At 63.6% G+C, this 23,830-nt stretch carries 24 protein-coding genes and 1 tRNA gene; 17 read left to right on the top strand and 8 right to left on the bottom strand.

Going from position 1 to position 23,830, the window contains the following annotated elements:
• Window positions 1–151 precede the first annotated feature (151 nt).
• From ACRECX_RS06740 to ACRECX_RS06730, 3 genes are all read left to right on the top strand, one after another.
• Window positions 152–227 (top strand) — tRNA-Lys (locus tag ACRECX_RS06740).
• 188 nt (window positions 228–415) lie between these two features.
• Complete coding sequence (lpxD, locus tag ACRECX_RS06735; RefSeq protein WP_431558057.1) at window positions 416–1,456, top strand: UDP-3-O-(3-hydroxymyristoyl)glucosamine N-acyltransferase; 1,041 nt, start codon at window positions 416–418, stop codon at window positions 1,454–1,456.
• Between the two features lie 76 nt (window positions 1,457–1,532).
• A complete protein-coding gene (locus ACRECX_RS06730; protein WP_431558056.1) occupies window positions 1,533–1,814 on the top strand; it encodes a hypothetical protein in 282 nt (93 codons plus the stop codon).
• Between the two features lie 21 nt (window positions 1,815–1,835).
• On the opposite strand, the gene ACRECX_RS06725 is transcribed toward ACRECX_RS06730, so the two are convergent.
• Complete coding sequence (locus ACRECX_RS06725) at window positions 1,836–2,660, bottom strand: quinoprotein dehydrogenase-associated SoxYZ-like carrier (RefSeq protein WP_431558055.1); 825 nt, start codon at window positions 2,658–2,660, stop codon at window positions 1,836–1,838.
• Window positions 2,661–2,694: 34 nt separating this feature from the next.
• Window positions 2,695–3,648: a quinoprotein relay system zinc metallohydrolase 2 gene (locus ACRECX_RS06720; RefSeq protein WP_431558054.1), complete on the bottom strand. Its 954-nt coding sequence runs from the start codon at window positions 3,646–3,648 to the stop codon at window positions 2,695–2,697.
• 398 nt (window positions 3,649–4,046) lie between these two features.
• On the opposite strand from ACRECX_RS06720, the gene ACRECX_RS06715 reads away from it, so the two are divergent.
• The 6 genes from ACRECX_RS06715 to ACRECX_RS06690 all read left to right on the top strand — a co-directional run bounded on the left by ACRECX_RS06715 (window position 4,047) and on the right by ACRECX_RS06690 (window position 8,917).
• Window positions 4,047–4,253 (top strand): hypothetical protein, encoded by a 207-nt coding sequence (locus tag ACRECX_RS06715; RefSeq protein ID WP_431558053.1) that lies wholly within the window; start codon window positions 4,047–4,049, stop codon window positions 4,251–4,253.
• Window positions 4,254–4,424: 171 nt separating this feature from the next.
• Complete coding sequence (locus ACRECX_RS06710) at window positions 4,425–5,585, top strand: PAS domain-containing protein (protein ID WP_431558052.1); 1,161 nt, start codon at window positions 4,425–4,427, stop codon at window positions 5,583–5,585.
• On the top strand, window positions 5,512–6,891 hold the full coding sequence (locus ACRECX_RS06705; RefSeq protein WP_431558051.1) for a PAS-domain containing protein: 1,380 nt from the start codon (window positions 5,512–5,514) through the stop codon (window positions 6,889–6,891). Before ACRECX_RS06710 ends, ACRECX_RS06705 begins: the two co-directional genes overlap by 74 nt.
• Window positions 6,892–6,900: 9 nt before the next feature.
• Entirely contained in the window at window positions 6,901–7,470 is a 570-nt protein-coding gene (locus ACRECX_RS06700) for a SiaB family protein kinase (RefSeq protein WP_431558050.1), read from the top strand.
• Between the two features lie 11 nt (window positions 7,471–7,481).
• Window positions 7,482–7,871 carry a DUF1987 domain-containing protein gene (locus ACRECX_RS06695; RefSeq protein ID WP_431558049.1) on the top strand — a complete coding sequence of 130 codons (390 nt, stop codon included), beginning with the start codon at window positions 7,482–7,484 and terminating at the stop codon, window positions 7,869–7,871.
• Window positions 7,871–8,917: an adenylate/guanylate cyclase domain-containing protein gene (locus tag ACRECX_RS06690; protein ID WP_431558048.1), complete on the top strand. Its 1,047-nt coding sequence runs from the start codon at window positions 7,871–7,873 to the stop codon at window positions 8,915–8,917. Before ACRECX_RS06695 ends, ACRECX_RS06690 begins: the two co-directional genes overlap by 1 nt.
• A 17-nt stretch (window positions 8,918–8,934) precedes the next feature.
• Here the strand turns inward: ACRECX_RS06690 and ACRECX_RS06685 are convergent, their stop codons facing one another.
• Window positions 8,935–9,180: a ribbon-helix-helix domain-containing protein gene (locus ACRECX_RS06685; protein WP_431558047.1), complete on the bottom strand. Its 246-nt coding sequence runs from the start codon at window positions 9,178–9,180 to the stop codon at window positions 8,935–8,937.
• A gap of 193 nt (window positions 9,181–9,373) precedes the next feature.
• Here ACRECX_RS06685 and ACRECX_RS06680 point away from each other — a divergent pair, with 193 nt between their 5' ends.
• The 4 genes from ACRECX_RS06680 to ACRECX_RS06665 all read left to right on the top strand — a co-directional run bounded on the left by ACRECX_RS06680 (window position 9,374) and on the right by ACRECX_RS06665 (window position 14,755).
• Complete coding sequence (locus tag ACRECX_RS06680) at window positions 9,374–9,709, top strand: hypothetical protein (RefSeq protein WP_431558046.1); 336 nt, start codon at window positions 9,374–9,376, stop codon at window positions 9,707–9,709.
• Between the two features lie 109 nt (window positions 9,710–9,818).
• Window positions 9,819–11,084 carry an efflux RND transporter periplasmic adaptor subunit gene (locus tag ACRECX_RS06675; RefSeq protein ID WP_431558045.1) on the top strand — a complete coding sequence of 422 codons (1,266 nt, stop codon included), beginning with the start codon at window positions 9,819–9,821 and terminating at the stop codon, window positions 11,082–11,084.
• Window positions 11,081–14,254 carry an efflux RND transporter permease subunit gene (locus tag ACRECX_RS06670; protein ID WP_431558044.1) on the top strand — a complete coding sequence of 1,058 codons (3,174 nt, stop codon included), beginning with the start codon at window positions 11,081–11,083 and terminating at the stop codon, window positions 14,252–14,254. The genes ACRECX_RS06675 and ACRECX_RS06670 overlap by 4 nt, the downstream gene beginning before the upstream one ends.
• Window positions 14,255–14,317: 63 nt before the next feature.
• Window positions 14,318–14,755 carry a DUF411 domain-containing protein gene (locus ACRECX_RS06665; RefSeq protein WP_431558043.1) on the top strand — a complete coding sequence of 146 codons (438 nt, stop codon included), beginning with the start codon at window positions 14,318–14,320 and terminating at the stop codon, window positions 14,753–14,755.
• A gap of 1,102 nt (window positions 14,756–15,857) precedes the next feature.
• Here the strand turns inward: ACRECX_RS06665 and ACRECX_RS06660 are convergent.
• Window positions 15,858–16,745: a diacylglycerol/lipid kinase family protein gene (locus ACRECX_RS06660; RefSeq protein WP_431558042.1), complete on the bottom strand. Its 888-nt coding sequence runs from the start codon at window positions 16,743–16,745 to the stop codon at window positions 15,858–15,860.
• Between the two features lie 32 nt (window positions 16,746–16,777).
• Complete coding sequence (locus ACRECX_RS06655; RefSeq protein WP_431558041.1) at window positions 16,778–17,626, bottom strand: D-amino-acid transaminase; 849 nt, start codon at window positions 17,624–17,626, stop codon at window positions 16,778–16,780.
• 169 nt (window positions 17,627–17,795) lie between these two features.
• Here ACRECX_RS06655 and ACRECX_RS06650 point away from each other — a divergent pair, with 169 nt between their 5' ends.
• Entirely contained in the window at window positions 17,796–18,200 is a 405-nt protein-coding gene (locus ACRECX_RS06650) for a hypothetical protein (protein ID WP_431558040.1), read from the top strand.
• On the opposite strand, the gene bioB is transcribed toward ACRECX_RS06650, so the two are convergent.
• Window positions 18,201–19,217 carry a biotin synthase BioB gene (gene bioB, locus ACRECX_RS06645; protein WP_431558131.1) on the bottom strand — a complete coding sequence of 339 codons (1,017 nt, stop codon included), beginning with the start codon at window positions 19,215–19,217 and terminating at the stop codon, window positions 18,201–18,203.
• A gap of 83 nt (window positions 19,218–19,300) precedes the next feature.
• On the opposite strand from bioB, the gene ACRECX_RS06640 reads away from it, so the two are divergent.
• From ACRECX_RS06640 to ACRECX_RS06630, 3 genes are read left to right on the top strand one after another with little or no spacing between them, the layout of a single operon-like run.
• Window positions 19,301–20,491, top strand: a complete 1,191-nt coding sequence (locus ACRECX_RS06640) for an aminotransferase class I/II-fold pyridoxal phosphate-dependent enzyme (RefSeq protein ID WP_431558039.1) — start codon at window positions 19,301–19,303, stop codon at window positions 20,489–20,491.
• Between the two features lie 4 nt (window positions 20,492–20,495).
• On the top strand, window positions 20,496–21,122 hold the full coding sequence (locus ACRECX_RS06635; protein WP_431558038.1) for an alpha/beta fold hydrolase: 627 nt from the start codon (window positions 20,496–20,498) through the stop codon (window positions 21,120–21,122).
• Window positions 21,088–21,873, top strand: a complete 786-nt coding sequence (locus ACRECX_RS06630; protein WP_431558037.1) for a methyltransferase — start codon at window positions 21,088–21,090, stop codon at window positions 21,871–21,873. Before ACRECX_RS06635 ends, ACRECX_RS06630 begins: the two co-directional genes overlap by 35 nt.
• On the opposite strand, the gene bioA is transcribed toward ACRECX_RS06630, so the two are convergent.
• Together bioA and bioD are read right to left on the bottom strand one after the other, a co-directional pair.
• A complete protein-coding gene (gene bioA, locus ACRECX_RS06625) occupies window positions 21,825–23,174 on the bottom strand; it encodes an adenosylmethionine--8-amino-7-oxononanoate transaminase (RefSeq protein WP_431558036.1) in 1,350 nt (449 codons plus the stop codon). The two genes, ACRECX_RS06630 and bioA, sit on opposite strands and share 49 nt — an antisense overlap.
• Window positions 23,171–23,803 carry a dethiobiotin synthase gene (gene bioD / locus ACRECX_RS06620; RefSeq protein ID WP_431558035.1) on the bottom strand — a complete coding sequence of 211 codons (633 nt, stop codon included), beginning with the start codon at window positions 23,801–23,803 and terminating at the stop codon, window positions 23,171–23,173. The genes bioA and bioD overlap by 4 nt, the downstream gene beginning before the upstream one ends.
• Between the last annotated feature and the right edge of the window lie 27 nt (window positions 23,804–23,830).

The following is a 23,830-nucleotide window of genomic DNA, read 5'->3' as shown; positions in this document are numbered from 1 at the left end:
GGCCAGACGGAGCGTTGTAAGGGGAGCACCCTCGGGTGCGCCTCGGCTCAGGCGGCATTCTCGAGCATGATCCGGAAAAGTGGGTACCGGTTTTCCGATAAGATCATGCGCAAACAACAACACTAGAGCGCTATCAGCGATAGCGCTCTAGGGGCGCATAGCTCAGGTGGTAGAGCAGCTGACTCTTAATCAGCGGGTCCAAGGTTCGAGTCCTTGTGCGCCCACCAATAATTCTTCCCCGCGACGCCAGCCCTTGGACGGGTCCTGAACGGTTGCCGCGGCGGTGCGTCACGCAACCGCGCCGAGAAAATGCCGTTATCGAAAAGCGCGGCGAAAGGCTATGGTCGGCGTGCCTCGCGCGATCCAGCGCACCGTTGGGCCACGCCGGGGCTGATTTTCCGAATTTGGAGCAATAATGCAGCACCCCGGATTCTTCGAGCGCGGGGAACCTGTTTCCCTGCAAGTGATCGCGGACGCAGTCGGCGCCAAGCTCCTCCTTGAGAGTGACGGGGTGACGGAAATCGATGATCTGCGCCCCCTGGGCCAGGCCGCACGAACTCACCTCACGTTCTGCACGGGTCCCAAATATGCCGATCAGCTTGCGGCGACGAGCGCCGCCGCCTGTCTCATCAAGAGCCGCGACGCGGGTCTTGTGCCCGCCAGTGCGGCGGCGTTAACGACCGATGCGCCGCATCGTGCCTTCGCCATGGCCGTCGGACTTCTTTATCCTACAGCACTCGAACCGCGGGCGTCGTCGTCGATCGCAAACGCGAAAGGTCGGCTTGTCCACCGCACGGCTAAGATCGCCGAGGGTGTAACCATCGAGCCTGGCGCCGTTATTGGCCGCGAAGCGAGGATCGGCGCAGGAACGACGATCGCGGCGGGCGCCGTCGTCGGCTATCGGGTATTCGTGGGGCGCGACTGCTATATCGGTCCCGGCGCCTCCGTGACTCACGCCCTGCTCGGCGACCGCGTGACTCTGCACGCGGGCGTCCGCATCGGGCAGGATGGATTCGGTTACGTCATGAGCGCCGAGGGACACTTCAAGATTCCGCAGATCGGTCGCGTGGTCATCGATGACGACGTCGAAATCGGGGCCAACTCGACGGTAGACCGCGGCTTTCTGGCCGATACCAAGATCGGCAAGGGAACCAAGATCGATAACTTGGTCCAGGTTGCCCATAATGTCGTGATTGGCCGCCACTGCATCATTGTTTCCCAATCAGGAATCGCGGGATCGGCTGAGCTCGGTGACTTCGTCATCATGGGCGCGCATTCCGGCGTCGTCGAGCACGTCAAGGTTGGGGATGGCGCGATGATTGCCGGCATGGCCCATGTCAAGGATGACGTCCCGGCCGGCGCCCGCATGGGGGGAACACCGGCCCGCCCATTCAAGGAATGGGCCCGCGAGGTTGCCGCTATCAGGCGCTTGAGCAAGAACGGGCGCCAAGCGTAGAGATTACCGACTGGCGCGCGCCAAAGCGGCTCCCCTAAATAGGGCCAGTATAGGCGTCACGCGAGAGGAGACGACGATGAGACGAGCCATTCTCAGCGGTGCTGTGGCCGGAGCGGCCATGTTTGTTTCTGTTGTCAGCTCGGCGCTTGCCGAGACCAATGACGCCGAGTTCGGCGGCGAGTGCGTCATGGGGCTCGCCCTCGGCAAGGACATCAAGACCGACTGCTCGGTAAGCACCGTCTACCAGGGCAAGACCTATTGCTTCGGCAACGAGACGGCGAGGGACCTCTTCCTCAAGAAGCCCGACGAGTTCCTGCTCCAGGCTCACGTCTACTATTCCAGCAAGCAGCCGGAATGACGAAGGCGGGGTAAGCCTGCGTTACGAGCCCTTCGCTTGGGTCTGGCCCTTGAACTCAGCGCCGTCCGTGTCGACGATCGAGACGTCGAGCCCGTTCTCACCGCCCTTGCCGAAAGTGAAGCGGAAATTCGGGTTGGTGGAGATCGAGAACGTCCCGTCCATCTTGAACACAAGCTCGCCGTCGCGCTTCACCGTCATTTCCTTGACGAAGCGCGCCGGGATGAACTCGGCGGTGTTGATGTCGAGCTGCATGCCATTGTGCTGGGGATGCTTGAGCATCACCTGGGCCGCCCAGATCGGGTTCGAGTCAAGCACTGGCGGGAAGGTCCTGACGATCATCTTGCCCATGTCTGCTGTGTCCGCATCGGGGTCCTTCGCCTGCATGGCGGCGCAGCCGCCGGCCGCAGCGAGGAATTTGGTTGTCATGTGCAGACTGCCGTCCTCGGTCTCGAGCACCGCGCGCACATGGGAGAAATTGTCCACCCGGACCCGCGTCGCGAAGCTCCGCTCGCCGCCTGTGCCTGCCGCCGGGCCGAACGTCAAAGTCGCCACTTTCGGATCGGGGTTCTTGTCGATGAACAAGGTCAACGACTTGAGCTTGCCCTTCACCGACGGCGGCACGCGCACCGTGAGCGGCACCAGAGCCGCGTCCTCGACCTTGTCCGGCGCTTCGAGCACGACCATGCCGTCCTCGGCTTGGATCGCGCGATCGCCGAAGGCCTGCTCCTTGAGAATGGGCCAGATGTCCTCGCTGGCAAGCGCGCTGGGCGCGGTGGCCGCAAGCATCGCGGCGGCCAGCGCGGCGATTCCGGTACTTCTGGATAAGCTATTGAAACAATGGGGCATTACGCCATGCTCCTAAGTTGTCGTGGGCAGTATATCACTCCCACTCGAGTTCTGCGAACGCCGCGGTGACATTGCGGACATGATACTGATCGAACAGCTTCCAGGCGTCCTCTTCTGAGAAGCCGGCCGTCTTGGTCGCCTCGGCGAGCGTCTTGCCTTCGGCGATCAGCTGCCGCACGTCCGCCGCGATGGCGGCGAGATAGCGCTGCTCGGGCTCGATCGCCTGCGGCAGTTCCATGGTCTTCGGGCCATGTCCGGGAACGACTCGGGCGGCCTTGCGCCGGCCGATTTCGTCGAGCAGCGTGAGCCATCCTTTGATCGACCCGTCGATGGTCGGCACGTGTACCGAGAATAGAAGGTCGCCGAGAAACAGCGTGTCGGTTTTGGTGTCGGTGACGATGAGGTCGTTGTCGGTATGGGCCGTCGGTTGCGGCTCTAAGAGAAGCGTGCGGTCGCCGAGATCGAGCGTCGTCGGCTCCTTGATGAGAAGCGTCGGCAGGACGATCTCGCTGCCGTCGAAGGCTTCGTGACCCAGCATTTGCTTGTTGGCGGTGATGTAGCCTTCGGCGCGGGTCCCGAGTGCCCGGGCGAGCTTGTAATGACCGACGAATGTCGGGTTGTCCTGCTTGAAGGCGGCGTTGCCCAACACGTGGTCGGGGTGCATGTGGGTGTTGATCACGTATTTGATCGGCTTGTCGCTCACGGCGCGGATGGCATCGCGCAGCTCGCTACCCATCGCCGCGCTCCCGGACGTGTCGATGACCGCCACGGCCTCGCTGCCGACTATGAAGCCCGCATTGGCTATATCGCCCCGATTCTCGGGCGATTGGACCTCGTAGCGCCCTTGATGCACGAACACGCCGGGCACTACCTCCATCACGTCCGCGGCGGCCGCGCACGCCGGCATGTAGCGGAGGAGGGGGGCGGCTGCGAGAGCGAGGCCGGCGCGTAGAACGGTTTGTCGCGTGATGAGAAGGGGCGTGCACATCGCTGATTGGAAATGGGTTTAGCACCTTAGGCAGTCCCAAAAAAAGACTGAAACCCTTTGCGCTGTCGGACATTAACCCACGAGTGTCCCGACTGGGTCGGGACTGAAGCCACACCAACGAGGGGTCTGACCAATGCGGATCATGCTGATTTTCACTGTTATCGCGACATCCCTGATGCTTGCGGGGTGTTTCCATCACGGCCAGCAAGTCTATGCCGAGCCGCTGCCGCCCGTGGCACCTCCAATCAAATAGCGGCCATTTCAGCAGCCGGCCCAGCAGATTCGTCTTATTGAGCCTTCAAGGCGCTGCGCCGCAACAACGCTGGCGGCAAACCGGCCCTTTTTGTTTCGCCTCCGTTCGTATAGTTTACGCCGGCGCGAACAGGGAGGGTGCCTGCATGCGAATTCTTCTAATCTTGATCATCATCGCCGCCATCTTTGCCGTGGTTCAGAGCCAAAGACACGGCTGCAAATATGGCGATCCAAGCTGGCAGGCTTGGTTCGACTGCGTCATTGGCAAGACGGCAAGCGAAACGCCGGCGACAACGCCGTCGCCGCCTGAGCCCCCGGCCGCCGGGGAACCCGCGCCCGAGACGCCTCAATAGACCGGGCACTACTCCAGCGTCTGCCCGCGAAATGCCGTGAAGCCGGGTAACCTTCCGATGATTTGGCGGGTGGCTGCCCGGTCTTGGCATTGATTCAGCGCGCCATCCCCGACACTATCGCCGCGGTGACCTCCACGGCGGGGCGCCTTCTTGTGAATTGAGAGCTCGGGAATGACTGCGTCGAAACAATATGCCGAGCGGGTCGCCGCTTCATTGTCGAACCTGCTGCGGCCGGGAGCCGACACGGCCGAGGCGGCCGCCATCATCAAGCAGGCGCTGGACGCCGCCCTGCGCGAGCGCGGCGGAGACGCCGAGACCTTCGCGCAGGAGCGCGCCGCGCGGCTGTTGTCGGCGTCGCCCGCGGTGATTTACAGCTTCAAGGCCACGGACGATTTTGCGCCGACCTTCATCAGCGACAACATCGAGCGTCTGTTCGGCTATCCGCCGCGCGAATATCTCGAGAATCCGAATTTCTGGCGGGAGCACGTCCATCCTGACGATCTGGAGAGGGTCGAGGCCGAAGTCGGCAAGCTCTTCGAGGACGGTCATCAGGCCCTCGAATACCGTTTCCGCCGCAGGAACGGCTCCTATTGCTGGGTGAACGACGAGCAGCATCTCGTCCGCGACAGCAGGGGCGAACCCCTCGAGATCGTCGGTTCGTGGAGCGACATCTCGGCGCGCAAAGCCGCCGAGGAGGCGGAGGATGCCGCGCGGGCGCGTCTTTCCGTGTTGTTGGAGACGGCGCCGTCGGTGATCTATAGCTTCAAGGCGCGCGACGACTACGCGCCGACCTTCATCAGCGAGAACATCAAGCGGCTACTCGGCTATTGCCCCGAAAAATACCTGGAGCATGCCGACTTTTGGCGCAGTCACGTGCACCCCGAGGATCTGGCTGCGGTGGAGGCCGAGCAGGGCAACCTCTTCGAGAAGGGCCGTCACGTCATCGAGTATCGTTTTCGCAAGCGGAACGGCACCTATATCTGGGTCAGCGACGACCAATATTTGCTGCGCGACGACAAGGGCGAGCCCATCGAGATCGTCGGTTCGTGGAGCAATATCACAGCCCGCAAGACCGCAGAGCAGGCGGAGGGTGCGGCGCGAGCCCGCTTCGACCTGATGCTGCACAGCGCGCCCGCGGTGGTCTACAGCTTCGCCGCCACGGGCAACTTCACGCCCACCTTCGTCAGTGACAACATCAAGCGGGTGCTCGGCTACGACCGACGACTATCTGAAGCAGCCGGACTTTTGGCGTTCTCACGTGCACCCCGAGGATCTCGAGGCGGTGGAAGCCCAGCAGACGAACCTGTTCGAAAACGGACACCACGTTGCTGAGTACCGCTTCCGCAAGGCCGACGGTGTTTATTGCTGGGTGAGCGACGAGCAGACGCTCATCAAGGATCAGAATGGCAACCCGCTCGAAGTGATTGGCACGTGGAGCGAGGTCACTGCGCGCAAGACGGCGGAGCAGGCCGCGCTCCAGCAAAGCGAGCAGCGGTTGACCGACGCCATCGAAACAATCTCCGAGGGCTTCTCGCTCTATGACGCCGAGGATCGGCTGGTTCTCGGCAACCGCAAATACACCGAGCTGTTCGATTTCGGCGAAGGTCCGCCGGCGCCGGGGTCGACCTACGAGGAGATCATCCGCAAGGCGGTGGCGCATGGCCTCGTTGCCGACGCCAACGGCAGGGAGGAGGGCTGGATCAGGCAGCGCCTCGCCGAGCATCGCAACCCCGGCGAGTCTGGTCTGCAACGTCAGGCCGATGGACGTTGGCTCCAAATCAGCGAACGCCGCACCGAGACCGGCGGCACCGTCGCGGTCTACAGCGACCTGACGGAAGTGAAGGAGAGCGAGCAGCGGGCCGCGGCGGCCAATCAGCTGATCCTGCAAAGCCTGCGCTATGCGAGCCGCATTCAATCCGCCGTCCTACCTGCGCGCCGGGAACTCGAGGCCCTGGCCGCCGACCACTTCCTCATTTGGGAGCCGCGTGACATCGTCGGCGGAGATTTCTTCTGGTTCCAACCCATCGGCGACGGTTATGCGATCATGGTCGGAGACTGTACGGGTCATGGCGTGCCCGGCGCCTTCATGACCTTGATCGCCTGGGGCTTGCTCGATCGCATGCTGCGCAGCGCGCCGAGCGACAGGCCCAGCGAGGTGCTCGTCGGCTTGCATCAAGGGGTGCAGAGCCTGCTTGGCCAGGACGCGATGCACGGCGACACCGACGATGGACTCGAAGCCGGCATCTGCTTCATCAACCCGCGTAAGAAGCAGATGACCTTCGCCGGCGCGCGCTTCTCGCTATGGCGGGCGAACCAAGAAGGCGTCATCGAGATCAAGGGTGACCGCAAGGGGCTCGGCTATCGGCGCTACCCGCCAGGCACGAACTTCAACGATTACTCCTTCCCCTTCGACAGCCGCGATTCCTTCTACCTCACGACGGACGGGTTGATCGATCAGATCGGGGGTCCGCGCGGGCGATCGTTCGGCAAGCGCCGCTTCCAGGACCTCTTGCGGAAACTCCGTGACACGCCCATGAGGGAGCAGGAGGAATCGTTGCGCACGGCCTTCGACAGGTATCAGGGTGAGCAGCACCGCCGCGACGATCTCACGGTCTTGGGCTTCGTCCCGCACTCCTAGGAGAAACCGATGCTTGCCGGCCAACTCATGGATTTGCGGTCGATGCTGCACACCCAGGGTGTCATCTTCGCCTATAGCGGCTACGTAACCGAGCCGGTCTTGAGCGGGGTGGGCGAGGCATTGAAGAAAAAGCTCGCTATCGACGACGCCGATACGAAGACGCTCCGCAGCGTATTCGCCATCTTCGTCGAGCAAATGCAGAACATCATCCGCTACTCCGCTGAGCTGGCTCATGCCCCGCTGCCGCCTGCCGCTGACAGCACCGCCCTCATGGAGATGCGCTATGGCATCCTCACCATCGGCAGGGAGGGGGACGACTACGTCGTCTGCGCCGGCAATCTCGTGCGCCAGTCCGACGTCGAGCGCTTGAAAGTGCGTCTTACCAAGATCAGGGGCATGAGCAGGGAGGAATTGAAGGCCCTCTACAAGGAGCAACTCAGGTCAGAGCCCGAAGTGGGCAGCAAGGGCGCCGGCCTCGGCTTCATGGAGATCGCGCGCCGGGCGTCAAAGCCGATCGAGTTCGACTTCACTGCGGTCGACGGCGACTACTCCTTCTTCGCGCTGAAGGCGACCATCTGAGGGCCCGGAAGATGCAAGACAAGCTGGATATCGAGGCCACCTCCCGCACGCCGGCCGTGGCCTTCGACTTCGCCAACAACAACCTCAAGATATCGGGCGAGTCCTATCCCGAGGATGTGACCGAATTTTATGGCCCAGTGTTCTCGTCCCTGGATGCTTATCTCGGCAAGCTTGGCAAAGGGAGTTGCCGCTTCGACTTTGAGCTCATCTATCTCAACAGCTCGAGCGCCAAGGCGATCATGATGCTCATGGACAAGCTCGAGGCCGCCGCCAAGAACGGCGCATCCGTTGACATCTATTGGTTCTACGACAAGGAAGACGACACCATGCAGGAGCTTGGCGAGGAGTTCGGCGAGGACCTCGAGAACGCCACGTTCCATTTGGAGAAGATGCCCGGCTGATGTCGATGGACGACCTATTCGCCGCCGAAGAACAGATCATCGCTTCGGCGCAACAACTGCTCGATAGCGGCCGGTTCGCCGACCGCGTGGACGGCAAGCTCTACCAGGAACTGCTCAAGGACTATCAGAAGCTGTTCCGCACCACGCGCCGGCTCATGCGCCTAAGCGACCGCAACGAGGAACAGCTCAACGCGCTGACCAAGGAGCAGAAGCGCGCCAACGAGCTCATCGCGCAAAAGAACAAGGAGCTCGATGCACTCGCCACCAAGCTGTCCAAATATCTGTCGCCGCAGATCTACCATTCGATCTTCACCGGCGCGCAGAACGTGGAAATCAACTCGAGCCGCAAGAAGCTGACGATCTTCTTCTCCGATGTGGTCAATTTCACCGAGACCACGGACAAGCTTGAGTCCGAAGATCTCACCCATCTGCTCAACCGCTATCTCACCGAAATGACCAATATCGCGCTCGATCATGGCGCGACCATCGACAAATATATCGGCGACGCCATCATGGTGTTCTTCGGCGATCCCGAATCCAAGGGCATCAAGGAGGATGCCCGAGCCTGCGTGCGCATGGCCATCGCCATGCTGAGGCGGTTGCGGGAGCTGCACGCGGAATGGCTGGAGCTCGGCGCTGAGCAGCCGTTTCATCTGCGTATCGGCATCAATACTGGTTACGTTACCGTGGGCAATTTCGGCAGCGAAGACCGCATGGACTACACCATCATCGGCAGCTCCGTGAACCTCACCGCCCGCCTGCAGTCCCATGCCGAGATCGACGGCATCCTCATGGGTCACGAAACCTATTCTCTCGTGAAGGACGAGATCGCCGTCGAGGAGCAGCCGCCGATCAAGGTGAAGGGTTTTGCCGAGGAGGTACGCTGCTACAAGGTGCTCGGGCTCTACGACGATCTGGTGAGCGAGGGCTCGGTCATCCGGGAAGAGGAAGACGGCTTCAAGCTCCTGCTGGATTTGCAGAAGCGCGACAGGGCCGAAGCCATCGCGGCGCTCGAGGCGATCGTTACCCGCCTGAAGCAACAATAGCTCGAATTGAAGCGCCGTTAAGTCCCGTGCCGCTCGGGCGGTAGATCGTCGTTGGCGGGGAGGCGGCGCGCGCTTTCGCGCAAGGCCTCCTTCAGCGAGGTCGGCCGATGATATTTATGCAGGATGTCGCTAAACGCCTCATCGGCAAGCGACTGAACGCTCCGGCCGCTGTCGATCGCCAGGACCTCGAGCGCCTGCCAGATATGGGGCGCGAACTCGATGAGCTTGCGCCGGGCGCTAACAGTGCGTGAGGGAGCAGACATTTCGCTGCGGCGTCACTTTCGGGACATCGGGGACTCAAGTCTTGTGAACGAACATAGCCGATTCGGAGGCCCGCCAGCACAGGCCCGGCGCGCGAATTTCCTCCGAGAATGAGCAAGTTCAGGCTCCTGACCTCACGCCTTCGTCACTTGACAGTAAGGAAAGGTAGGCTAGATACTCTTCCAAGGTGGTCCCATGGCTCTTGTTCGTGCCTTTTTCGCCGTTTTCGTGGCTCTGTCGGTGGCCGTGCTGCCGATTCAGGCGACGTTTGCCTCGCATATGGGGACGCCCAGCCTCACCGATCGCCATGCCGCGATGGATTGCTGCGAGGGTACACCTTGCGAGAAATCCGAGGGCGACGGGTGTGGCGCCATCGCCAGCTGCGCGGCGAAATGCAGCAGCCTGACAGGCGCCCTCGCGACGCCCGTGTTTGCGCCGTTCTCACTGGCGGAATCGAAGCTCGCGACCATCGCCGACCTCAGTGTCCCGACCGGGACCACCGCTCCGCCGCTCCCGCCGCCGCGAGTCTAAATCCTCAAAACTGAACGCGCGTCCGCCCGAGTGTCTGCACTCGCAGGCTCGCGCGGATGTCCTCTGCGCATCGCGCAGAGTGCTCTCAACGAGGATTTGGAGCCGCGCCATGAGGCGTCTCAACACTCTGACTATTCTGGTTGCCGGGATCGCTGTCGGCGTCGCCGGCACCTATTGGTACGCGCATCGTCCTGAGCCGGTCGCCTCGCCTGCTGCGGCGGAGCAAACGGCGGCAGGAAGCGACGAGCGCAAGATTCTCTACTACCGCAACCCGATGGGGCTTCCCGACACCTCGCCGGTGCCGAAGAAGGACTCCATGGGGATGGATTACATCCCCGTCTACGCCGACGAGCAGGACGACGACGGCACCACCGTCAAGGTCAGCCTCGACAAGATCCAGCGCACAGGCGTCAAGACCGAGAAGGCGGAGGCAAAGACCATCTCCCGCTCGGTTCGCGGCGTCGGCACTGTGCAACACGACGAGTCGCTACTGTGGATCGTGACGGTTCGGTCGGACGGTTACGTCGAGGATCTTTTCGTGAATAAGACCGGTCAGCACGTTCGCGAGGGCGAACCGTTGTTCCGCTTCTACAGCTCACAAATTCAACTGGCTCAGGCCGACCTCCTGGTGGCTATGCGTGCAGAAGGCAACTCGTCGAAGGCCGAGATGGGCAGGAATGTCGCTGGCGCGATGCAGCGACTGCGCAATCTCGATGTTCCCCAAAGCCGCATCGACGAGGTGGCTAAGACCAAGACCAATCCACGTACCATCGACTGGGCATCGCCGGCGACCGGTGATGTGATCGAGAAGATGGTCATCGAAGGCCAGCGCGTCATGGCGGGAGACGAGCTGTTCCGCATTGCCGACCACTCCCAGGTCTGGGTGGTTGCCGACGTTGCCGAGGCCGACATCGGACCGATCAAAGTGGGCATGCGAGCCACCGTCACCTTGAGGGCTTTCCCTGCAACGCCGCATGAAGGCGTGGTGACATTCATCTATCCCGAGATGTTGAAGCGCGAGACGCGGACGATCTCGGTGCGCATCGAGTTGCCGAACCCTGACGGGCAGATGAAACCTGGGATGTATGCCGATGTGATGATCCATGCTGGTGACGGCGACGCACCGATAACCGCCGTTCCGAACAGTGCCGTCATCGACAGCGGCACGCGCCAGGTCGTGCTCGTCGTCAAAGGCGAGGGGCGCTTCGAGCCGCGTGAGGTCAAGATCGGACGGCGCGGGGACGGCTACACCGAGATCACCGAGGGTCTGGAAGATGGCGAGGAAGTCGTCACCTCCGCGACCTTCCTCATCGACGCCGAGAGTAATCTCAAAGCCGCGCTTCAGGCCTTCAGCCAGGAGGAGCCGCAATTGTGATTGCCGCCGTCATTCGCTGGTCCGCACGCAACATCTTCCTAGTCGGGCTCGCCACGGTCTTCGTGACGTTGGCCGGCCTCTACGCCGTGTCGCGCGTGCCGCTCGACGCCATCCCCGATCTGTCGGACGTCCAAGTCATCGTCTTTACCGAGTATTCGGGGCAGGCGCCTCAAGTGGTCGAGGATCAGGTGACCTATCCGCTGACCACCAGGATGCTGACGGTGCCGGAGGCGCGCGTGGTCAGAGGCTTCTCGTTCTTCGGGGTGTCCTTCGTCTACGTGATTTTCGAGGACGGCACGGACCTCTATTGGGCCCGCTCGCGGGTGCTGGAATATCTCAGCGCCGCCGCGCAGCAATTGCCGGCGGGTGTCACGCCGAGCCTTGGGCCCGACGCGACCGGCGTTGGCTGGGTGTACCAATATATCGTGCGCGGTGAGCAGAAGAGCCTGGCCGAGCTCCGCACGCTTCAGGATTGGTACGTCCGCTTCGGCATCGTCAATGCGCCGGGGGTCGCCGAAGTGGCGAGCGTCGGTGGCTTCGTCAAGCAATACAGCGTCGTTGTCGACCCGCGCCGCCTGCAAGCCCTCAACATCCCGCTTTCCAAGATCCGCGACGTGATCCGCGAAAGCAATATGGATGTTGGCGGCCGCACCGTTGAGATATCGGAGACCGAGTTCGTCATCCGCGGGCGCGGCTATATCAAAAGTCTCGGCGACCTCGAACAGATCGTCGTCAAGACCGAGAGCGGCGTGCCGGTGCTGCTCAGGGACGTGGCGCGCGTCGAGCTGGTGCCCGACGAGCGCCGCGGCATCACCGAGCTCGACGGCGAGGGCGAGGTCGTTACCGGCATCGCGCTCCAGCGCTTCGGCGAGAATGCGCTGACCGTCATCAAAAACGTCAAGCAACGCATCGCGGCGATTACACCGAGCCTGCCCAAGGGCGTGACCATCGAGACGGTGTACGACCGGTCGGACCTGATCTATCGCGCCATCGACACCTTGAAGCGCACCTTGATCGAGGAAAGCCTCATCGTCGCGCTGGTCTGCGTGATCTTCCTCCTACATGCCCGCAGCGCGCTTGTGGCCATAGTCACGCTGCCGCTCGGCGTGCTCATCGCCTATATCTGCATGTGGGTCCTGGGGCTCAGCTCGAACATCATGAGTCTGGGGGGCATCGCCATTGCCATTGGCGCCATGGTCGACGCGGCCATCGTCATGGTCGAGAACGCGCATAAGCACCTGGAGCGCGCGCCGCCGGGCAAGCCGAGGGGCGAGGTGATGATCGAAGCGGCGGTCGAGGTCGGTCCGGCGCTGTTCTTTAGCCTGCTCATTATCACCGTCTCCTTCCTGCCGATTTTCACCTTGGAAGCGCAGGAAGGCCGGCTGTTTAAGCCGCTGGCCTACACCAAGACCTTCGCCATGGCCGCCGCGGCACTGCTCTCGGTCGTGCTCGTGCCGGCCTTGATGATGCTTCTGGTGCGCGGACGCATCCTGCCGGAGCGCAGGAACCCCGTGAACCGATTCCTGATCTGGATCTACCGCCCGGTGATCGAGATTGCGCTCCGCTTCAAGGCCGCCACCATCGCCATCGCGCTCGTAGTGCTCGCAGTGAGCCTGTGGCCCGCGACGAGGCTCGGCAGCGAGTTCATGCCGAACCTCAACGAAGGCACGCTGTTCTACATGCCGACCACCTTGCCGGGCATCTCCGTCACCAAAGCGGGCGAACTGCTTCAGACGCAGAACAAGATCATCAAGAGCTTTCCGGAGGTCGACTCGGTGTGGGGCAAGGCCGGCCGGGCGTCGACGGCGACCGATCCGGCGCCGACCGAAATGATCGAAACGGTGATTAACCTCAAGCCGGAGAGCGAATGGCGCGAGGGCGTGACCATCGACACTCTCATCGCCGAAATGGACAAATCGCTGCAATTCCCCGGCGTGTCCAATGCCTGGACCATGCCCATCAAGGCCCGGATCGACATGTTGTCCACCGGCATCCGCACCCCGGTCGGGGTCAAGGTGTTCGGCACGGACCTCGGCGAGATGGAGAAGCTTGCCCGCAAGATCGAGGCGGCCATCAGGACAGTCCCCGGCACGACCAGCGCTTACGCCGAGCGCGCCATTAGCGGCTACTACCTGAGCGTCGATCCAGACCGCGCGCAGCTTGCCCGCTACGGTCTCATGGTCGGCGACGTGCAGGACGTCATCGCCATGGCGCTTGGCGCCGAGCCGGTCACCACGACGGTCGAGGGCAGGGAACGCTATTCGGTCAGCATCCGCTATCCGCGTGACTACCGCTCGGATCCCGAGACTATTGCAAGCCAGGTGCTGATCCCCACTCCGGATGGTGGCACCGTTCCGCTCGGCGAGGTCGCCAAGGTCAGCCGCGAGCAGGGGCCGTCTAGCCTCCGCACCGAGGATGCCCAGCTCGTGCTCTATATCTTCGTCGACTTCCGCGATCGGGACGTTGGCGGCTATGTCGCCGACGCGCAAAAAGCGGTGGAGGAGCAGGTTGAGTTTCCGCCGGGCTATTACGCCACATGGAGCGGCCAGTTCGAATATCTTGAGCGCGCCAAAGCGCGGCTCATGATCGTGGTTCCGATCACCATCCTGATCATCTTCCTGCTGCTCTACTTGAACTTCAGGCGCATCACCGAGACGCTCATCGTCATGCTGTCCGTGCCCTTCGCGCTTGTCGGCGGCTTCTGGCTGATGTGGTGGCTGGGCTTCAATCTGTCGGTGGCTGTCGTCGTTGGGTTCATCGCGCTCGCCGGCGTGGCGGCGGAGACGGGCGTCGTCATGCTGATCTACTTAGACAACGCGCTGAAAGAGCTGAAAGCGAAGCGCGAACACGAGGGTCGCGCCTTCACCCGCGAGGACCTGCACGCCGCCGTCATGTCCGGCGCGGTCGATCGCGTCAGACCCAAGATGATGACCGTCGCCGCCATCATGGCCGGCCTCCTGCCCATCATGTGGACCCATGGCACCGGCGCCGAGGTGATGCAGCGCATCGCCGTGCCGATGATCGGCGGCATGGTCTCCTCGACTCTGCTCACCCTGGTCGTGATCCCGGCGATCTATGCCGTGGTGAAGGGCTTCGGTGTGCCAAGGCACGGCGCACCGGAGCGTCGGGGCCGCTCGCTCAAGAACCCTGAGGCCGCCGCACATGTGTAGGCAATCATGCAAAAAGGGAGCGCAAATCCGCAATTGGCTCGCAACTATGGAAGGAAACACACCATGAAGAAGGCAATTTGGCTAAGCGCCGTCATCGCCCTCCTCGCGCTGCCGCTTGAGGCCCTGGCGGGTTCCACCCACGCGACGCTCTACAAGAATCCACACTGTAGCTGCTGCGAGAAATATGTCGCGTATTTGCGCCAGGAAGGGTTCGAGGTCGAGGTCAAGGTGACCAACGATCTCGAGGGGGTCACTCTGAAGGCGGGCGTGCCTGAGCAGCTTGAAGGCTGTCACACCATGTTCGTCGACGGCTACGTCGTGGTCGGTCATGTGAGGGCGGACGTCGTGCGCAAGCTGTTGACGGAGCGTCCGGCGCTCGTCGGCATTGCCATCCCCGGAATGCCCTCAGGGGTGCCCGGCATGGAAGGCCCGAAGGAAGGCCCGATCGCCATCTACGCGGTGAGCAAGGACAAGGCTCCCACAGTCTACGCCGTCCAATAGCGGGGTTGGACGCGGTGCGCTTGACGTTGCCAGCTGTGTCCCATGGTGACGGTGCCCAAGGGCCCGTCAGTGCCCATGCTCTAAGGCAGTTGCCGAACTTTTGATCGAGGCTCCCTTGATTTCCTCGGCCAGGGGTTCAAAATAACGATTGAGGTCAACAGTTTGGGTTCCCTGATGGTAATCGGGATAACCATAAGACTGACCCTTGGGGTCCTGCTTGCCGCCGCGGTGGGTGCGATCCTCGTGCTAAGCGCAAGTGCCACTATCGCCCACGACAGGAGCTTTGACGGGATAACCCAAGCGGTGCTCTCGGCGCCTCCAAGTACCGGCGACTGTGACCAGTGCGAGGACTGCGCCAAGCCCTGTGCTGCCTCGATGACATGTAGCGCCGCCTGCATTTCGGGTCTTGCTCCCGCTGCTCCACGCGCTGCGCTTCACGGCCACTGCCGGCGATTAACCGGGTATCCGGGCTGGCAGCGCTCTTCCGCCGACCTCCGCACGCCTACTCCACCTCCTCGGCTTAGCCACTTGGTTTGAGCCAGCGCCGCATGGCGCTGCGCTGATCGCTGTCCTTCCGAAGGGAAGGCCAGTTCCTTGTCCGTTGCTACGGACAAAGCATCAAGCTCAAGGAGTTGAAACATGAGAACCTCACTAGCACTCGTCTTTGCAATTGCGCTTGCAGCGGCGGCGCTGACCTTCGGCGCACCTGTGAGCCCGATTTCGGGCACGGCTGTCGCTGGTAGCCCGGCGGCGCCTTGGACATGGTGCGGCAAGAACCTCTGCCCACCGAAGAAGACGCCCTCAGGACAAATTCGTGGGCGGTAGCCGCGATGAGCTCAGCCGGCCTTCCGTCGAGAAGGCCGGCTGATAGTCCTTCGGTATCTGACCGGACTTAGATTAGGGAGCACGAAATGTGGCGACCGACAACGAATAAGATGAACGATGAACCACGGTTTATGCAGCTCTTGGAGCCCATTCTCCTGCTCGTGTTCATCGCCATCATCGCCGTTCTATTGCGGCTGCTCTAGTTGAGAGGCAGCCCGCAAGTAGTGATTGGCCTGAGCGCTTGTCCCTGACCCCCGCGGAATCCGTTGAGCCAGCGTCAGGGAGCGATCACCCGCAGCGCCTTGGGCAGTGAGCGATAGTGCAGCGGCGTGTGCAAGACCCGCACCTCGCCGTCGAGCGCCACCGGGAGCCGGCTCGACTTTGCGGCGATCTCCGCCTCACTTAGCTCGAACGTGTCGAGGTCACCCTCCGGGTCGAGGTGGCTGAAGCACATGCGGCAGGCGATCCAAAAGAGCCCGAGCGGGCTGCGCGGCTTCACCACGTAGAACCAGAGCTTGCCCGTATCCAGACGCCGGCGGCGCCCCAGGGTAAAGAGGTCGGTGCCGTATTCGTTGTTGCCCACGAACACGCAGGGCGTCCGGTAGGGCCTCTCGAAGCCTTCGGCCGAGATACGCAGGCGCCGCCACGGGAGATGCCGTAACATGCGGAAGAAGGCCGGCACCATGGCCATCCATTTGCGAAGCCTTTTGCGGGCGCGCCGCCGCTCGCGGTCCATGACCAGGTAGGGATAGATGCCGATGGAGGAGTTGTTGACGAAAGTTTCGCCGTTGACTTTGCCGAGATCGACGAGGCGGGAGCGGCCCCTGGCAATGACGGCGGCTGCGGACTCGATATCGAGCGGAAGACCGAGATCCTTGGCGAAGTGATTGAGCGTGCCGAGCGGCAGCACGCCGAGCGGCACGTCCGACCGGGCGAGCAGGCTGGCCGCGGTATGCACGCTGCCGTCGCCCCCGCCGATCACGATGGCATCGATCTCGCCCTGTTTGGCCTGTTCAAGCGCTCGGGTTATGGCCCCCTTGAGCTGGCTGCCATCGACGAGCTCGATACAGGTCTGAATGCGATGGGCCGCGAAGGCTGACTTCGCACGATGCTCAAGCGTCTCGAAAACCGGCTTGCCAGCTCCGCCGGCCCGAGCATTCAGCACGGCGGCGACGCGCCGTATGGCGCGATCCTGGCTCAGGATCTTCGCGCCTCTTCGATGTAAAGCCCGCGAAAAGCGCGCGCGATCGGCCCCGGGCGCCCGTCGCCGATCGGCCTTCCGTCGATCTCGACAATCGGCAGCACGAATGCGGATGCCGCGGTCATGAACGCCTCCCGTGCGGACAAGGCTTCCTCGATCGTGAACGGGCGCTCTTCCCCGCGCAACCCTTCTTGCTTCGCGAGCCTGAGCACCGCGCGCCGCGTCACGCCGGGCAGGATGTGGGACCCGAGCGGCTGGGTCCGGAGCACGCCTTCAACGTCGAGTATGAACGCCGACGACGAAGTGCCCTCGGTCACGAAGCCGTCTTCCACCATCCAGGCTTCATAGGCGCCTTTGAGCTTCGCCGCCTGCTTGCCCATGGCCTGAGCGAGCATCGCCGTCGACTTGATGTCCCGCCGCTTCCAGCGCAGGTCGGGGATGGTCACGATCTTCACCCCGGTCGTGGCGTACGGGTTGTCCAACAGAGGGCGCGTCTGGGTGAAGGCGACGACCGTCGGGGCAGGGCTCTCCGGATAGGCGAAGTCGCGTTCCGCCGGCCCCCGGCTGATCTCCAGATAAACGATGCCCTCGTCAACGTGGTTCAACGCGATCAGTTCCGTATGAATCTCGCGCAAGCCCTCATGGTTGAGGGAATGTTCGAGCGCGATCTCCATGAGCGAGCGGTCGAGGCGGGCGAGGTGAGCGTCGAAATCGACAAGCCTTCCGCCGAGCACGGCGGTGACCTCGTAAATCGCGTCGCCGAACAGAAAGGCACGGTCGAAGACCGAGACCTTCGCCTGCTCTTCGGGCACGTAGACGCCGTTCACATAGACGATGCGGGACATGGGCCGGGGGACGTTGGCAGGGTGTTCGGGATTGGGTAGCGCCGCCACAGGTCAAAGGCAAGACGCGACGCCGTGGCTTCCTTTTCTTGTTTTGTCGCTTGAGGCATACTCGCCTTACTTTGGCAACGAGTCGGCTCCGCAAGCAGAGCCGGTCGAATAGGGGGGAGATATGACATCAGCGAGCCTCTTGATTGTTTTTTTGGTAGGAACCGTCGTTGGAGCGCTGACAGGGCTGGTGCTGGGCGGCTCCATCGGCACCGTTTATCTCGCGATCCTTGCCGGGTTCCTGGGCTCGATCGCTGCGCTCTTCGTGCGCAATACCATCATCGCAAGAGGGGCCGGCATCGGGCCGGACGACTCACGCACGCCCATCCTGGTGATCATTTATGCCGCAGTGGCATCGCTGGCGGGCAGCCTGGCGGCAAAAGAGGTGCTGGATCTCAGCGAGATTTCTTCTGCACCGGTCGGGCTCGGAGCGCTGGCCGGCTTGTTTTCGGCATTCCTGCTGGCGATGCTGATGATCACCTACTACACCAATCCCGGCGAGCCGCCGATGCTCCGGAAGCGAAGCTGATCACCGAGCGCTGGGCGCTTTGACGCGCAGTCCTGCCTCCGCGATCAGGGCGAGGTCGTCGTCCACGTCGGGGTTGGCGGTGGTAAGCAGCTTGTCGCCGTAGAAGATCGAGTTGGCGCCGGCGAGAAAGCAAAGCACCTGCGCCTCGCGGGTAAGCGCGGAGCGCCCCGCCGATAGCCGCACGGCGGATGTGGGCATCAGAATGCGCGCCGCCGCCACCATGCGCACGAGATCGAGGGGATCGACGGGAGGCTGGTCCTCGAGCGGTGTGCCGGGCACGGCGACCAGAGCGTTGATAGGTACGCTCTCCGGGTGCGGGTCGAGCGTGGCGAGGGTCTGGAGCAGCCGCGCCCGGTCCTCGATGCTCTCGCCCATGCCGATGATGCCGCCGCAGCAGACTTGCAGTCCGGCGGCCCGTACATGGGCGAGCGTGTCGAGCCGGTCCTGATAGGTGCGCGTGGTGATGATCTCGCCGTAGAACTCTGGCGACGTGTCGAGATTATGATTGTAGGCGGTGAGCCCGGCTTCGGCGAGGCGGATCGCTTGATCCTCGGTCAGCATGCCGAGGGTGACGCAAGCCTCCATGTCGAGCGCACGCACCCCGCGCACCATGGCGAGCACGCTATCGAAGGCCGCGCCGTCCTTTACCTCGCGCCAGGCGGCACCCATGCAGAAGCGTGTGGCGCCTGCGTCCTTGGCGATACGCGCCTTGCCCAGCACGTCATCCACGTCGAGCAGCGCCTCACGCTCGAGCCCGGTCTGCTTGGCGTAATGGGCCGATTGCGGACAGTACTTGCAGTCCTCGGGACAGGCCCCGGTCTTGATCGACAAGAGGCTCGCGAGCTGGACTTGGCCATCCGCGTGGTATCGCCGGTGGACTTCCCGCGCCTCGTCCACGAGGTCGAGCAGAGGCGCGGTCAGGTGGCCAACGATCTCATAAGAGGTCCAGTCATGGCGAATGCCGAGCGAGGGCTCCTGCGCGCGCGCAGTCTCCGCCCGCCGGGCCTTTCCGTTGATAGGATTCACGCTTTCCAGGGCTTCTGACACGGTTTCCAAGGGTTGCGATTGCTGGCGGGTAGGCCCTTCGCTAATACAGGATCATGGTTGGAAGCGAAAGCCGGTACCAGGCCTTTCTCGATGCGCTCGGGCAGGATCGCCTGCGGCGCGAGCTCGTCACGGTCACGGCGCGCGATTCGCGCACCCTCGAAGCCGGCGGCCGGACTTATGTCAATCTGGCGAGCAATGACTATCTGGCGCTGCGCTTCCATGACGCACTGATCGCACGGGCGGCGGAGTGGGCGAGGGACTACGGCGCTGGGTCCGGCGCCTCGCGCCTCGTCACCGGCAATCTCGATCTCTTTGCAGGCATCGAAACCAAGGTCGCGGCGCTCAAGCGGAAGCCCGCCGCCCTCGTCATGGCCTCCGGGTTTCAGGCGAACGCCGCGGTGCTGCAGGCGCTGTTCAACCGGACCGTGCTCGGCGCCGAGCCGCTCGTGTTCGCCGACCGCCTCAACCACGCCAGCATGCATTTCGGCTGCAAGGCGGCGGGCATCCGCCAGCTTCGCTACCGCCATGGCGACGTGGCCCATCTCGCCGAGCTTCTGACTCAGTATCAAGCAGATAGCCGGCCGAAATTCATTCTCACCGAGAGCGTGTTCTCGATGGACGGCGACATCGCACCGCTGCCTGAGATCGCGCGTCTGGCGCGAGGCCATGACGCGACCTTGATCGTCGATGACGCGCACGCCACTGGCATTCTGGGCAAGGGCGGCAGCGGGCTGTCCGAGGGCGCCGAAATTGTCATCGGCACGTTCTCCAAGGCGCTCGGCAGCTTCGGCGCCTATGTCGCCTGCTCGCAAACGGTGCGTGATTATCTCGTCAACAGGTGCAGCGGCTTGATCTACTCCACGGCGCTGCCGCCGCCGGTGCTCGGCGCCATCGATGCCGCGCTCGACCTTGTTCCCGGCATGGACGCCGCGCGCCGTCATGTGGCGAGCATCGCCGCGCGCTTCCGTGCCGGCGCACGCGCGCTCGGGCATGACACCGGTGCCTCCACCACCCAGATCGTGCCCGTCATCGCCGGTTCCGCCGAGGCGGCGCTTCGCTTGAGCGCCAGACTGCGCAAGGCCAGCTTCTGGGCCACGCCGATCCGGCCGCCGACGGTGCCGCAAGGAACTGCCAGGGTGCGGCTCGCCTTCACCGCCGCACATACGGACGCGGACATCGGCCGCTTGCTCGACGCCCTTGGCGAACCGGCCTCGATCGAACCAGCGAAGGCCGTTTTGCTCTAACGCCATGCATTTCGTACTCGTCCATGGCTGGGGCTTCCATGCCGGCATCTGGGCCGACGTCGTCGGCCATCTCGGGGACGTGGACACCACGCTTGTCGACCTCGGCTTCGTGTCCGGCGGCCCTAAGGGCGATGCTGAATGGCCTGAGGATGCCATTGCCGTCGGCCATTCGCTCGGCTTGCTCTGGCTGCTGATGCGCGGGGAGGGGCGGTACAGGGCGCTGATCAGCATCCAGGGCTTCGACCGCTTCTGCCCCCATGTGGCGCCCTCTCGGGTCGCGTCGCTCAAGCGGGGCTTGGAGCGAGATCCAGGCGGCACCCTGCAAGCCTTTTGGCGGACTTGCGGCGCCGCCGGCTTTGCCCTGCCTGAGGCGCTGAACGTCGCGAAGCTCGACGAGGGCCTCGATTGGCTGATGCATTGGGACGCGCGAGAGGCTAAGGAACGGCTCGGATGCCCCGTTCTCGCCCTTGGCGCCCGCGACGATGCCATAGTCACCCCCGCCATGACCGAGGCCATCTGGCAGGAGACCGGCATCGTCTGGTCGCCGGACGGCGGCCATGTCCTACCCTTGAGGCACCCGCGCTGGTGCGCCCGTCATGTCCTTGAATTCGCCAATTCTCTCCCGTCGTAGCGCCGAAATCGCGGCACGCTTCGGGGAAAGCGCCGCGTTCTACGAGGCACATGCCGGCTTGCAGGCCGCAGTCGCCGACCGCCTCGCGCGGCTCCTGCCGGATTTCGACACGCCGACCGTGCTTGAGCTTGGCTGCGGTACCGGCCTTCTCAGCCGCCATCTCGTCAGGCGCTACCCGCAAGGGCGCTTCGTGCTCACCGACGTGGCCCCGGCGATGATCGCCGAATGCCGCCGCAATCTTGCGCAAATTGGGACCCCGCGCATCAGCTACGAGGTGATGGACGCGGGCGAGGCGGGCGGTCATGCCGAACTCGACCTCATCGTCTCCAGCATGACCTTGCACTGGCTGCCGGACCCGGCGGCGAGCCTTGAACGGCTGCGTCGGCTTCTCGCTCCGGAGGGCGTCTTGCTCTACGCCACGCTCGGGCCCGCCAGCTTCGCCGAATGGCGCGCCGTCCTTGTCGCGGAATCGCTGCCGAGCGGCATCGCCGACATCCCGGCGCTTCCCGGCGTGGTCGAGGACGAGCATGTAACGCCCGATAACGATTCGCTGTCTTTCTTGCGCCGCATGAAGGCCGTTGGCGGCCTCACGCCGCGCGAAGGCTATGCGCCGCTCACGCCCGGCGCGCTCCGCCGCGCCATCCGCGCCACCGATTTGCGCTTCGGCGGCCGCGTCACCTGGCACATCGTCTACGGCCGGCTCTACGCGCCGGAGGCGAGCGCGTCGAGCCCGTCGATCATGCCCGCATAGGCGCGGGCGAGCTCCTCGTCGGTGATGCAGTAGGGCGGCATGAGGTAGACCGTCGCGCCCATGGGCCTGATGTTCAGGCCGTGGGCGAGGTACCAGTCCCGAAGCGCCCGACTCTGCTCCGACTGATACTGGCCGCCTTCCTTGACCTCGAAGGCAAGCACCGAGCCGAGCACGCGCGGCTTCGTCACATCGGTCCGCGCCGCCAAAACGCCGAGCATGTCGCGGTGACGCGCATGGATGTGGGCAATACGATCGAACGTCCGCTCCTCATCGAACAGGTCGAGCGAGGCGAGCGCCACGGCGCAGGACAGCGGGTTGGCGGTAAAGGAATGACCGTGCGGCAGCGCGCGCTCGAAACTGTCGCCAAGAAACATATCGAAGATCGCATCGCGTGCCACGGTGGCCGAGAGCGGCATGTAGCCCGCGGTGAGCCCCTTGGAGAGGCAGATCAGGTCCGGCACCACGCCTGCCTGCTCGAGCGCAAACAAGGTTCCTGTGCGCCCAAAACCCGTCGCCACCTCGTCAAAAATCACAATGATTCCAGCTTTTTGTGCCGTCTCGACGAGACGCTTGAGAAAACGCGGCCGGCAGAAGCGCATGCCGCCCGCGCCCTGCATCAATGGCTCGATGATCAACGCCGCGATGGTCTGCCCGCGCTCGGTGAGGAGAGCATCGAACGCGCTGAGCGCGCCGGCTTCCCGCTCGTCCGCGGCGTCGTCACCATCGAACGTCGCCGGGTAGGGCAGCACGCACACTTTGCACATCAGGTCGCGGAACGCGCCGAACATCTGCGAACCGCGCCCGACCGACATGGCGCCCAACGTGTCGCCGTGATAGCCGCCGTCGAAGGCGAGCAGCATGCGCCGCCGCGGCTCGCCGCGATTGATCCACGACTGGTAGGCGATCTTGATCGCCACCTCGACGGCGGTTGAGCCGTCGTCGGAGAAGAACACGCGATTGAGGTCGGCGGGGAGGAGGGCCGCGAGCCGCTCGGCGAGCGACACGGCAGGCTCGTGGGTGAAGCCCGCGAACATCACATGATCGAGTCGCTCCGCCTGACGCGCCAGCGCCGCGTTGATCTTGGGATGCGCATGTCCGTGGGTGCAGGTCCACCACGAGGAGATGAGATCGAGGATCTCGCGGCCTTGCGCGTCGAACAGGGACGCGCCCTTGGCCCGGGCGATGACCGTGGGCTCAGCCTCGGTGCCGTGCTGGGTGAAGGGATGCCATACATGGCGGCGGTCGCGCGCGATGAGATCGCGGGCGGCGGGCGAAGTCTGATCGGTTCGCTTGTCGTTCACGGCAGCACCGTCGCCAGCTTCACGAGATCGAATTCGGGCTGAATGGCCCTGAGCACCGAACGGTCGATGGTTTCGAGCCAAGGGATTTCCGCGATCACTTCGATCTGGCCGTAGCGCTCGATTGCGGCGCGATTATGCGGCGTCTCCGGCCCGGTGATCACTACGCCGGCAAGCGGCAACCCGCGCCGCCTGATCGCCTCGATCGACAGAAGCGTGTGATTGATGGTGCCGAGCGTCGAGCGGGCGACGAGAATGATCGGCAGATCGAGCTCGGCGGCGAGATCGATCACATAGGCCTCGTCGGTGAGCGGCACCATGAGCCCGCCGGCACCCTCGACCACCAGCAGCCCCTCATGCTCCGGCGCGTGAAGCTTTGCCATGTCGATAACGATGCCGGCCCGCCGCGCGGCCTCGTGCGGCGCGAGCGACTCCGGCAGAAGATAGGCCTCCGGCAGAATACGCGCCGCATCCACCTCGGCAAGGCGCCGCACCGTGGCGGAATCGGTCTCGGGCTCAGTACCCGCCTGCACCGGCTTCCAGTACGACGCATCGAGCTGGCTCAAGAGCCACGCCGCGACAAGGGTCTTGCCGACGTCGGTATCGGTTCCGGTGACGAAGAAGCCATGCATGGTCGGAAAGGGCCTCCAACGGGGCCG

Origin of the sequence: Methyloceanibacter sp. (assembly GCF_050726195.1) — a bacterium.
Taxonomy (GTDB): Bacteria; Pseudomonadota; Alphaproteobacteria; order Rhizobiales; family Methyloligellaceae; genus Methyloceanibacter.
The sequence above is the reverse complement of the archived record's forward strand: the minus strand, read 5'-3'. Positions and strand labels throughout refer to the sequence as shown.